The sequence below is a fragment of the Bradyrhizobium sp. 26S5 genome, from assembly GCF_036923295.1.
In the GTDB taxonomy this organism is placed as follows: Bacteria; Pseudomonadota; Alphaproteobacteria; order Rhizobiales; family Xanthobacteraceae; genus Bradyrhizobium; species Bradyrhizobium septentrionale.
On the sequence record NZ_CP145950.1, the window covers coordinates 21,969 to 33,886 of the forward strand.

3 protein-coding genes, 6 pseudogenes and 1 other annotated feature are annotated in these 11,918 nt (G+C 60.3%); of the genes and pseudogenes, 3 read left to right on the top strand and 6 right to left on the bottom strand.

Annotated features, from left to right (window positions below; translation table 11 throughout):
• Window positions 1–6: 6 nt before the first annotated feature.
• Window positions 7–4,128 carry a Ulp1 family isopeptidase gene (locus tag V5279_RS46515; protein WP_338702369.1) on the bottom strand — a complete coding sequence of 1,374 codons (4,122 nt, stop codon included), beginning with the start codon at window positions 4,126–4,128 and terminating at the stop codon, window positions 7–9.
• A gap of 332 nt (window positions 4,129–4,460) precedes the next feature.
• Between V5279_RS46515 and V5279_RS46520 the strand changes: the two are divergent.
• Window positions 4,461–4,945, top strand: a pseudogene (locus V5279_RS46520) (transposase); the annotation flags it as partial.
• Window positions 4,744–4,861 (top strand) — a sequence feature (AL1L pseudoknot). It overlaps the preceding pseudogene by 118 nt.
• Here the strand turns inward: V5279_RS46520 and V5279_RS47175 are convergent.
• Together V5279_RS47175 and V5279_RS46530 are read right to left on the bottom strand one after the other, a co-directional pair.
• Window positions 4,941–5,127: pseudogene (locus tag V5279_RS47175) on the bottom strand (IS6 family transposase); the annotation flags it as partial. The pseudogenes V5279_RS46520 and V5279_RS47175 sit on opposite strands and share 5 nt — an antisense overlap.
• 652 nt (window positions 5,128–5,779) lie before the next feature.
• Window positions 5,780–6,103 (bottom strand): annotated as a pseudogene (locus tag V5279_RS46530) (transposase); the annotation flags it as partial.
• A 576-nt stretch (window positions 6,104–6,679) separates the two neighbouring features.
• Here V5279_RS46530 and V5279_RS46535 point away from each other — a divergent pair.
• Both V5279_RS46535 and V5279_RS46540 read left to right on the top strand, forming a co-directional pair.
• On the top strand, window positions 6,680–7,708 hold the full coding sequence (locus V5279_RS46535) for an IS110 family transposase (protein ID WP_338702383.1): 1,029 nt from the start codon (window positions 6,680–6,682) through the stop codon (window positions 7,706–7,708).
• Window positions 7,709–8,088: 380 nt separating this feature from the next.
• Window positions 8,089–8,481 (top strand): annotated as a pseudogene (locus V5279_RS46540) (Ku protein); the annotation flags it as partial.
• A 34-nt stretch (window positions 8,482–8,515) separates the two neighbouring features.
• On the opposite strand, the pseudogene V5279_RS47180 reads toward V5279_RS46540, so the two are convergent.
• The 3 genes and pseudogenes from V5279_RS47180 to V5279_RS46555 all read right to left on the bottom strand — a co-directional run.
• Window positions 8,516–8,653 (bottom strand): annotated as a pseudogene (locus V5279_RS47180) (helix-turn-helix domain-containing protein); the annotation flags it as partial.
• A 313-nt stretch (window positions 8,654–8,966) separates the two neighbouring features.
• Window positions 8,967–9,212 carry a hypothetical protein gene (locus V5279_RS46550; RefSeq protein WP_166107283.1) on the bottom strand — a complete coding sequence of 82 codons (246 nt, stop codon included), beginning with the start codon at window positions 9,210–9,212 and terminating at the stop codon, window positions 8,967–8,969.
• A gap of 1,724 nt (window positions 9,213–10,936) precedes the next feature.
• Window positions 10,937–11,818, bottom strand: a pseudogene (locus tag V5279_RS46555) (IS3 family transposase); the annotation flags it as partial.
• Between the last annotated feature and the right edge of the window lie 100 nt (window positions 11,819–11,918).

Genomic DNA, 11,918 nt, shown 5'->3' on the forward strand with positions numbered 1-11,918 from the left:
ACGACATCAGCCCCCGAGTCGGTTCTGCAGCGCCTGCCGATTGGCAACGAGGCTGCTGAGGTTCAGCAGGTGTGGTGCTCGTCCTTGCTCCAATTGCCTAACCAGCGCCCGCGTGCCGTCCACCACGAAGACGCCGCAATCATAAGTGTTCAGCTGCTGGGTCATGCCGCGTGACTCCAGGCGGGCGCCCAGCCTTGCTGCGAGCTCTGCTGCGGGCGTGTTGTTGTATTCCCCCATGGAGTCGTAGCGATAGGCAACCGGCCTTTCGCGGTCGCGGCGATCAACAAACAGCAACGACCAATGGGTGCCGGGGAGATTCGTAGCACGGGCATTGTTCACTGGCAGGAACAGGAAGTCGGCTGTGTCGTCACCATTCTGATCATGGACGATGCGCTGGAATGCGCGTAGCATTTCGCTCTCGGTGCCCAAGCGCAGGCTAACAAGGGTTATGAGAGGATCCACGAACCGCGTCCGGGCGGCGAGATTCGGATTGTCCCCCCCCAACTCTTGCGCCAGGAGCTGGTAATCTCTCAGGACATGCTCGTCGCCCAGCCATTCCGTGTCCTCGAGCACCAGCCCGCGGCCGTGAGACGAGGCTGTCGGACCTAAAGCCCCGATCTGAGCATCGTAGGAGGTGCTCGGAAACGCCGGCACAGAATTAACATCGTCGCGTGATTCAGACGGCGTGGCCGCAGTCAGATCAACCAATGGAGGACCGCCGTAGGTGCTTGAGCGAGCCCTGGCAGCCGGCGCTGGCGCAAAGTGAGCATCGTCGCGCAACTCGGACGGTGTCGGCGCATTCAGAGCAAGAAATGGCTCAAGACCAGCGTAGATGTCTGAGGGAGCCCTGGTAGAGTGCGCTGGCGATGCTTCCAGCATCGGCCACATACTCCAATCAAAGTTGAGCGGCATCTGCGGCGACCAGGTTGAGGCGGACCAGGCAGGTTCCTGCTGTCCAGCTTGGACTATGTCCTGCGCCTGCTCCGGGGGAACCCCGGGCCACGGTGGGCCGTCTTCCACCATCAAACGCAGATCCTGATCATAACCTTCCGGGAGGACCAATGGCCGACTGACAGCTCGCTGCAGCGCCGTGGCATCTTGGTACCCACTCCCCTGCATCGTCGGCTGCGCCTGCCATGGCGATGCACCCAGTTGATGGGTGGGGGCCGACGTCAGCAGGCGACCGCCTGAAGCGACGATCTCGCTCAGTTGCCGCTCAATGGCAACGCCGTGCAGATTGTCTAGGGTCCTCGGCCTCTTCGCTGGCCTCAATTCAGCTGTGTCATGCTCATCGTTGATGAGGACCTCCTTGCTTGGCAGGAGGTTGCTCTTGGCAAGTGCACCGATCGGCTCGTCCGGGAACTGCTGGCGGTCGTAGCCCCAATTCAAGGGACGAATGGACTCTCCGGGATCCGATGACTGGTCATGGCGCGCGGCTGGCTCAAGAAGAGATGACGACGGGCCGGGTTCGTCCATCAGCTCCCAAAGCAAATCCTGATCGTAGCCTTCTACAGGAAGCAGCTCCTTTGGCCAACTGCCCGCGTCCTGCGACGCGCTGTGCTGCGCAGCGGCGCCGCCGACGGGCATCGGCTCCATCAGTGCCGCGTCTTCGGGATCAGGAACGGGGGAAATATGGCGCTCGCGCTCCATCGCTTTAGCGCCAGCCTGCGATTTTCGGAGATCAGCCAGTGCGGCACCGATATTCCGATTACCCCCGGCGTCCTTCCTATAGCTCTCGACATCTCCATCCAACGCCTTGCCGGAAAGCCGAGCAGAAATGCCCTTCTTGTTATTTTCACGCAGGTAGTCACTGAAACTGTTAAGAACAACTGCATAGGTACGTACGGTACCTGTCGCAGCTTTGTTTTTGTACTCTTTGATGAGAGCCACGTCCTGGGGATAAGGATTCAGCTTAGCGCGGCCTGCGATCGGCACGATCCCGCCCGTCGACTGCGAGGTCCGGAGATGATCTATTGCCGCAAGGAGTTTCGCGGGATCACCCTTTCCGATGAACTCGCGCGCATCAATGGTCAACGACTCGTCGTCGAGCCGAGCAGCAATGCCCTTTTTGTCATTTTCGAAGAGCCAGCGGCCAAACCTGCGAAGAGAACCTGCATAATCCTTGGTGGTGGCTTCAGCGGCCCCGCCCTTGATGAGGGCCTCCTCAAGCTCCGAAATAAGGGGAGCGTCCTCGGAATAAAGAGGCTGCTTCCTGCGAACCCCAGTTGATCGAGCCGGCTGCAGCGCCGAGGACGGCGGGCCGGGTTCGTCCATCAGCCCCCAAAGCAAATCCTGATCGTGGGCTTCCGCAGGAAGCAGCTCCTCTGGCCAACTGCCAGCTTCCTGCGACGCGCGGTGCTCCGCAGCGGCGTCGCCGACCCGCCTCGGCTCCGTCAGGGCCGCGTCTTCGGGATCAGGAAAGGGGGAAATATGGCGCTCGAGCTCCATCGCCTTAGCGCCGGCCGACGATTTTCGGAGATGGGTCAGTGCGGCACCGATATTCCGATTACCCCCGGCGGCGTCTTTCCTATAGCTCTCGACATCTCCATCCAACGCCTTGCCGGAAAGCCGAGCAGCAATGCCCTTCTTGTTGTTTTCACGCAGGTAGTCACTGAAACTGTTAAGAACAACTGCATAGGTACTGGCGGTACCTGTCGTTGCTTCGTTTTTGTACTCTTTGATGAGAGCCGCGTCCTTGGGATACGGATTCAGCTTAGCGCGGTCTGCGATCGGCACGATTCCGCCCGTCGACTGCGAGGTCCGGAGATGATCTATTGCCTTAAGGAGTCTCGTGGGATTACCCTTTCCGAAGAACTCGCGCGCATCAATGGTCAACGACTCGTCGTCGAGCCGAGCAGCAATGGACTCTTTGTTATTTGCGACAAGCCAGCGGCCAAAGCTGCGAAGAGAATATACATTGGCCTTGGCGCTGATTTCGGTGGCCCCGCTCTTGATGAGGGCCTTCTCAAGCCCCGAAATAAGGGGACCATCCTCGGAATAAAGTGGCTGCTTCCTCTGCCTTCTCAAAACTCCAGTTGACTGAGCCGGCTGCAGCGCCGAGTGCGACGGACCGGGTTCGTCCATCAGCCCCAAAACCAAATCCTGATCGTAGCCTTCTGCAGGAAGCTTCTCTGGCCAACTGCCAGCTTCCTGCGACGCGCGGTGCTCCGCAGCGGCGTCGCTGACCCGCCTCGGCTCCATCAGGGCCGCGCGTTCGGGATCAGGACCGGGAGAAATATGGCGCTCGAGCTCCATCGCTTTAGCGCCGGCCCGCGATTTTCGGAGATGAGCCAGTGCGGCACCGATCCGCCTATTACCACCGACGTCCTTCTTATAGTCTCCGACATCTCCATCCAACGCCTTGCCGGAAAGCCGAGCAGCAATGCCCTTCTTGTTGTTTTTACGCAGGTAGTCACTGAAACTGCTAAGGGTAAATGCATAGGTACTGACGGTACCTGTCGTTGCTTCGTTTTTGTACTCTTCGATGAGAGCCGCGTCCTGGGGATAAGGATTCAGCTTAGCGCGGTCTGCGATCGGCACGATTCCGCCCGTCGACTGCGAGGTCCGGAGATGACCTATTGCCGTAAGGAGTCTCGTGGGATTACCCTTTCCGAAGAACTCGCACGCATCAACTATCAACGACTCGTCGTTAAGCCGAGCAGCAATGGCCTGCTTTTTGTTTTCAAAGAGCCAGCGGCCCAATCTAAGAAGATGACCTACATTCTCCTTGGCAGTGCGTTTGACAGCCCCCCCTTTGATGAGGGCCTCCTCAAGCCCCAAAATAAGGTCAGCATCTTGGGAATAAAGAGGACGCCTGCGGGTACCGTAAGCCTCTGCTGACTGGCCAGGCTGCAGCGCCGAGGCGCCTGGCATTGGCCCGCCGCCTCCATCCTGCGACGCTGGAGGGCATTCGTGCCCGCTCGCCTGCATGATGGGCTGCGCCTCCGATGGCGATGCGGCGACTTGATGGGGGGGGGCCTGCATCAGCACACCATCACCTGGACGGGTGATCTCGCTTAGCTGCCGCTCAAAGGCCGCCGCGTCTGTCGACGGGGGCACCGGTGCAGTCTCTTGCTGGGCGGCGCTGTTCGATTGTTGCTGCAGTCGGCTAGTTGAGGTGAAATCCATCCGTTCTCACTTTCGAAGATGTAGGCGAATCAGAGCTCGGTTTGGATCTCATGCGCGGGGCAATCGAGACGGCAGCGCGGCGACCAAATCCGCGGCACAGAATGAGCTCTCAACGTTGGATCCAGCAACAAACCACCGTGGGTCCGAACCGTCCGCGCCGCAGGCAGTCGGCCACTCGGATGTTCTTCCCCACAATTTTTGCTATGAGAGGAAGCTGTCGAGTACCTGACGAGCGCTGTCGGGCGACGTAAAAATTGGCTCTGACTCACTTTTGTTGCAGTCTGAACCGCCCCGGGTTTGCCGGAGGCTCCAACTCCCGAGAGGATGGAGCCATGACGAGCAAGACGACGAACAAGTTTTCACCCGAGGTTCGGGCCCGTGCGGTTCGGATGGTTCCGGATCACGCCAGCGAGCACCCTTCGCGGTGGGCGGCGGTGAGATCGATTGCCGCCAAGATTGGCTGCACACCGCAGACGCTACATGACTGGGTCAAGAAGGTCGAGATCGACAGCGGGCAGCGGACGGCGTTCCGACGGAGATGGCCGAGAAGCTGAAGGCCCTGGAACGGGAGAACCGTGAGCTTCGACAGGCCAACGAGATCCTGCGCAAGGCGAGCGCTTATTTTGCGATGGCGGAGCTCGACCGCCGGTCCAAGCCATGATCGCCTTCATTGACGATCATCGTGGGGCGCATGGGGTCGAGCCGATCTGTCGGGTGTTGCCTGATCGCCCCCTCGACCTACCACGCCCATGGGGCCAAACGGCGCGATCCCGCCAGGCTGTCGACGCGCGCCAAGCCGGACGCCGCACTGAAGATCGCTCGCGCGAAGCGCGACGGAAGTCGGCAGTGACGGCTCCGGAATAGGGGGTGTGGAAAAGGTTCGCGTCCTGATCGTGAACTGACAGAAACCGTTGAGCCTGACGGGACGATTTAAAACGCTTCATGGCGTCGCCGCGTCGGCTGATGAGAATTCTCGGCCCAATTGTTGAGAGCTTTGTGGTCGTCCGTGAAGAATGCAGATCGGCCTGAGACGGAGGCAGAAGTTATCTCGATAAAGTATTCGATTTTGCAGGAAAGCCGGGTGTTGGGCCGCGGTTTCTTGCGTTTTGGGATTTTGCTTTCGAGCGATTCGTGATTCCCTGACGGCCGGTCATAGGCATTGAGGACGGCGATGAGAGCGCTTATCGTCTCCCTCAGACCTGTGAGCGTGCCGCGCTCGATGCCACTTGCAGCGGCCGTTCTCGATTATCAGAAGTACCGAGTGAAGACCTTGCCGGAGGTAGCATAGATGTCATTCGGCCCTTTAATTGCGGTTTGTTGTCAAGCTCACATTTTCGAACTCTCCAACGGCAAGGTGGTAGCGCCCGCGCCGTCGGAGCTGGTCGGGGTTGCGGAGACGGCGCGGGCGCGGCATGATACATGCTCTACTGGCCAGGCATTGGACAGTACGGGCTGGTTGATGTCTTCGCCGGGGTCATGGTCCTTTCCGAGGTCGCGCAGCGCCTCATGATGATGTCCGGGTCGGACGCCTCAACGTCTGCAGCGGAGTACGGTCGAGCGCCACCAGCCGAATGAACGAGGTCGCCACAACACCGTCCCAGCGGGACATCGCCAGTCCGGCAGACCGGACCAGGAACTTTACAAAATCGGATCAGGCTTCCTTTGCTTGGCCCCAGTCAAACGATGTGCCGTCGACCCAGATGCAGTGCAGAACAACGGCGATCTTGCGCGCGATGGCGACCTTCGCCTTCCTCATGCCAATCCTCTTGGCGAGCTTCATTCCCCAGGCCTTAAGGGACGACCACTTCTTCGTTCGATAAAGCAGGACGGTCGCGGCCTCGAACAGGTAAGTTCGAAGAAGACGGTCGCCCCATCGTGATATTTTGCCATTGATGTCAGTTTCGCCAGATTGATTGCGCCGAGGTGTAAGACCTAGATAGGCGCCGACGCTCGATGCTGATCGGAATCGCGATGGGTCCGCACGGCGCAGGAAGAGCTCGGCGAACGGATCGGCAAGCGCGGTCTTGCGAAGGTTCCCACCGTATCGCCGGCTGATCCGCTCTCGTTTGCCCGATCGCTCGGCACGGCGGCAAAAACCGCCGAAGTGCGGGGCACGCACCGCCGGCCGAAACGGCGATACAAAAAGCGTATTCGCATGCCCTCGAAGCTCGATCCCCATCTCGCGATCATCGAGAACTGGCTCGCCGTCGAGCCACAGCTCACTGCACTGGCCATCGTGGGCAGGCTCGCCACGATCGATCCTTCGATGTTCAGCGACAAGCAGCATTCGATCGTTCAGCGCCTGCTTCGGTCCCTCCGGCAGAAGGTGGCGGAGACAGCCATCGTATCCATGCCCGTGGATGAAATACGGCCCGAGGCTCGAGACCGGTCTGGGGCAGTTCGTAGACCTTCATCCCGGGTAACATTACTTCCTGAGGCAATACGAGGGGTCAAATTTGCAAACGATGACGTAATTGCGGTCGACGCTCGGGAGGAAGGTACTCTCGCTATAGTCGAGCTCTCGCAATCAAAAGGATTCGGAGCAGCTATGATGAAGCAATACGTTGGGCTGGACGTCTCGCAGAGGGAAACGGCGATATGCGTAGTTGGCGAGATGGGAAAAGTAATCTTCGAAGGAAAGGCCAAATCTGATCCGGTCGCATTGACCAACTTGCTTCGCAAGCATGCGCCTCATGCCGAGCGCATCGGATTCGAAACGGGCGCGATGGCGAGTTGGCTGTGGCATGAACTCCGCAGGGTTGATCTTCCTGTGGTCTGTATCGACGCTCGGCACGCGCACGCAGCCTTGTCGGTGCGCATGAACAAGAGTGATCAAAACGACGCGCGAGGCCTCGCCGAGCTGGTGCGGGTCGGTTGGTACCGGGACGTGAAGGTCAAGAGCGAAGAAAGCCAGAAGATTCGTGCGATACTCGTTGCGCGATTTCGTCTCGTGACCATTCGCCGGGATATCGAGAACCAGATTCGCAGCTTGATCAAGGAGTATGGATTACTATTCCCTCGCGCAATCGGCCTGCAGTTTCGCCACCAGGTCCACGAGCTCTTGGGCGATGATCATCAGCTCCTGAGCGTGATATCCCCGCTCTTGTCGATCCATGAGAACGTGTGTCAGCAACAGAATAAGTTCGATGACCAAGTCCGCCGGTTGGCAAAACAGGACGAGACGACGCGCCGTCGGATGACGGTCCCGGGTGTTGGCGTCGTGACTGCCCTAACTGTCCGCCATACGATCGATGATCCCTCACGCTTCCGATCCGCTTCGACAGTTGGCGCCTATCTGGGGCTTACGCCGCGACGCAACCAATCTGGCGAAACTGACACCAACGGCAAGATATCCCGTTGGGGCGATCGACTTCTACGGACTTACCTATTCGAGGCCGCAACCGTTCTGCTGTACCGAACAAAGAAATGGTCTTGCCTCAAGGCCTGGGGCATGAAGCTCGCAAAGCGGATTGGGATGAGGAAGGCAAAGGTAGCCATTGCCCGGAAGATCGCCGTAATCCTGCACTGCATCTGGGTGGACGGCACATCGTTCGACTGGGGGCAGGCGAAGGAGGCATAATCCTATTTTCTAAGCTCCTGGTCCGGCCCCGCCGGACTGGCGATGTCCCGCTGGGACGGTGGTCGTGGCGACCTCGGTCAATCGGCTGGTGGCGGTTCGTCCGCACTCCGCTGCAAACGTTGAGGCGCTCGATCCGGACATCATCATGAGGCGCTCGCGACCTCGGAAAGGACCATGACCCCAGCTACGACATCAATCCATTTACGCCGGAGCAGCCAACGACATCGATTATCCAATCCCGTCAGGCGATCGTGTCGCCATCCGCGATCGCTCCGTCTCCGCAACGCGACCAGCTCCGACGGAGCAATCGCTACGGGCGTGCCACTGGAGAGAAAGAATGACAGCTTGACAACAACCCGCAATTAAAGGGCCGATTGACAGGCCTGATGGGGACGCTGCTGCGCTACCCCTACGAAGTGCGCGATCCGAAGGAGTATTTCGACGAAATCGATGACGTCAAAGTCACCAAGGATATGCTCGAACTGGCCCGGCACATCGTCGAGCAGAAGGCCGGCAACTTCGAACCCGACAAGTTCGAAGACCAGTACGAAACGGCGCTGGTCGATCTCATCAACCAGAAGCGAGCGGGCAAGCCGATCACTCCGAAGGAGCGCCCGCGCGGCGAGAACGTCGTCGATCTGATGGACGCGCTGCGCAAGAGCGTCGGCGGCGCGGCGAAAGTCGGCGTGAAGTATCCGGTGACGCCTGCCGCCGGGTGCCCGGACCGGCTCCGGCGTTGGCGAACAGCCGGGCCTCCGGCACCGTGTCGGTGACGTCGTCTGGCAACGGCCAGGTCAGCCCCGCCGCCTCGAACCGGCGGATCGTCAACCGCACCGTCGAAGGGGCCGTGCCGACCCGCCGCGCAATCTCGCGGGTCGGCATCCCGGCCGACTTCAATCTGATCATATCGCGCACATGGCGCACCGCAAACCTCTCCGTCGGCATCCAGGTCCCCTTCGCAAAGCCGAAAGGCGGGACCGTATCGGAGCCAGAAGAGGCCTCGTCACCCCGGGCGACATCATCCCGGATTGGTGGGCGACATCGAGCGGAATGAGCATACTGGCCGATCTTGGTGGTGATCACATGTCTCGGCCTTGCTTTTAAACATCTAATCCGGCCTCTGATCGAGCAAGTCAAACGGAGAAGGCCCGGGACCAAAAGCCGCCCATGAGTAAGGGCGCCTCAGTTGGCGGCCTCTTTATTATCATCGTCGTCGTATTCAAATGACAGCTGAGTTGGGTCAAGAACGAATAGCGTCCTACGTCAGCTTACGCCGTTCGCTCTCAGCCCTATTCGCCGCCTCGAGCTGCCCTGCGATGTAGTCGGAGATATCGCCGATCTCAGCCTCCAAGTCCGCTTCCGGTATACCTTGTTCCTTGGCAGCATCGATGAGGCGGCGGCTCAGCTCGGCCACATCCTGCGACGCGCCGACAGTCCGATACTGTTCGACAGCGTGAACGCTATTCTCGATCCAGAAATCGATAAACTCGCGCGCCTTGCTCATCGTGCATCCTCTCCGCCAACCTCAAGACCAGCGTTAGCGCCGGTGAGCAAACGCAGCAAGGCCACCTCGAAGCCGGAGACGCCTTTGGCGAAATTTATCACTTCGCCCCAGTCCAGTCGGCGCGGAGATATCGTACCAGTCCACAATCCGGGAAGATCGGCAAGTTTCAGCCGGCTGTTGTGATGCTGACAGCCAACGCAGAAGACCAAGCACCCGTCTTGAAGCCATTTCGGTTCGACGACAGGGCCGGTCCAGTAACGAAGGTGACGAGCGGGCTTGTGACGCCAAGGCAGCCGACTCCATCACGATCTCCAGGGCTCTGGTGAATGGGCACCGCGTGGCCTACACCGCGTGGCCTACCATGTCATGCCAATTCGGAACGACGTGCACGGCGCCAACCGTGCCGCATTGCCGTGCACACAAGGCGCCCGCCGGCGAGCCATTCCGCAGGGCAGCTACCAGATGGCAAGAAGCGGCCGGACCATTTCGTGTAACGACGATGAGCCATCGCGGATGATCGCGCACGATACGGCGTGGAGTGAAGCCGCTAGGGGGCGCTCGGCAAGGTCCCCAGAGGCACCAGGCTTTGGTCGGAGGCGCGCCAGCCCGGTCGCAGTGCTGCCCGCGCTCCGCCCACTGGCACCGGTAGCCGGCGTTGCGAAGGAGACCTGCTCTCGCCATGCCCGACGCGCTCCTTGCGGGAAAGGCCGAGTTCGCCAGCAGTGGCGTTATGTTCTCCTCCGGAACATGCCCAACGCTTCCGGGATTGTTCTGCCGCCTTGCTACTTCACCATGCTCCTGCGCGGCGTCAGGCTCGTCAGCGAGACGACGCTTTGCGCCCGATGCGCGGTTTCCGGCCGAGGCGGAAGCGGCTCTATCGATTTTTCGCGATCTTCAGATCGTGGATGTGCCTGGGCGCCCGACCATCGACGAGTGTTGCCTGCCTTGGGTCTGATGCGGGCTTCGTGAATGTCTTTGTGAGTAAGACCGATCTCGGTAACGCTCGCCCAGCGTGGAAGAATTAGGCTTGCCAGCGCTCTTGATCTCTCCCCCGCTCCTGCGCGGCGTCGTATTCATCCGCTAGCCGCGCGCTTCGCCTGCGCCTCGATCTCAAGCGCATTTGCCTGCGCGCGATAGGCGGCGCCGCTGCCAACTGTCGGGCCACCTCGGGCGGGATCTCGATCGCTTTTCGGCTGATCGACATGCCCGTAAAATAGGTATTTGGGGCCCGTCTGGCGAATCCAAACGAAGCGGCCCCAGCAACCCTTGGAGGCCCGGGGGGCGATTGCTGGGGCCACATGGCCAGTCCCGCGTCAGTCGAGATTGGTTAGCTTGATCGCACACCAAATCCGAAGAAGAGACAATCGCGAACCAGAGTTCCGCGTCTTGACGCCGGGGAACAGTGGTAAAATTACCACCATGCCAGGGCGCGACGCCGCCCGCTTAAAATACACGCCGGCGACGTCGGCTCTAGCCCCAGGATGTAAAGTGCAAAATCCTGACGAGCATTAAGACTGCGCAGGCGCAAACGTTTCGTACCCAAGAGGGGGTAGCCTGCTGGGTGCAGTGGACCCTTTGCTGAGGACCACCGGGTCCGGTTCTTAAGTGGAGCTGCTGCCGTTCGTTCTTCCCAATACTTTACGCTACTCTTGCTTGCTGCTGTTGTGGCTGTGGGGATGTGGGCAACGCGCAGCGTTGTCCAAGCTTCTCGCTTGCGAGAAGCGTCATATCCACAGCCTCTTCGCCGAATGCGCCCCGGCCTGCCAGACCGCCATCGGCGCGCGAATTTCCAGCGCCTGATGGGGTCGGGCGATTCCGGCTTTGGCCTCGTGGCCATCCGAATAACCCTTGAGATAGATGTCCTCGTATTTGAGCGAGCGCCACAGCCGCTCGATGAACACGTTGTCCATCCAGCGGCCGCGACCGTCCATCGAGATCCTGACGCCGGTGGCGGCCAGCGTGCCGGTGAAGGCCGCGCTGGTGAACTGGCTACCCTGGTCGGTATTGAAGATCTCAGGCCGGCCGAGGCGCGCCAAGGCCTCTTCGAGCGCAGACACGCAGAACGATGTGTCCATCGTGTTCGAAAGGCGCCATCCCAGTACCGCACGGCTCGCCCAATCGATGATCGCCACCAGATATAGAAAGCCCTGGCCGGTCGATCACCATATGGCGCAGGAGATACGGGAAGATCTTGTGTCCCGGCGCCGGCTTTGTGGTTCTGGGCTTTGGTCCCAGCGCCGCGATGCCCATCTTGCGCATCAACCGCTGCACGCGCTTGCGATTGATGCGACGGCCTTCGGCATTGAGCATCGCCGTCATCCGCCGCGAGCCCAGGAACGGCCAGGCCGTGAACAGCTGGTCGATGCGTCGCATCAGCTCAAGGTCGTTGTCATTGGCCGGCCGCGGCGGCCTATATACGCTCGATCGCGCAACGCTCAGCAGTTGGCATTGCCGGCGGATCGATAGACTCTCATGATCGCGCTGAAGCAATCCTCGGCGATCCGGCGCGCTCATCTTCCGGACCTCCTGGCTAAGAACTCTTGCTCGACCGTCAATTGTCCGATCTTCGCGTGGAGCTTCTCGACCTCCAGTTCGTGGGCCGCCTCGCCATCCCGACCAGCGTGTGAATCGGCGTGGGGTCCGGACGCCGATCGGCGCCCCAAGTGCTTGATTGACTTCGCGCGTGCGGGGTCAATGTTCAGCGTC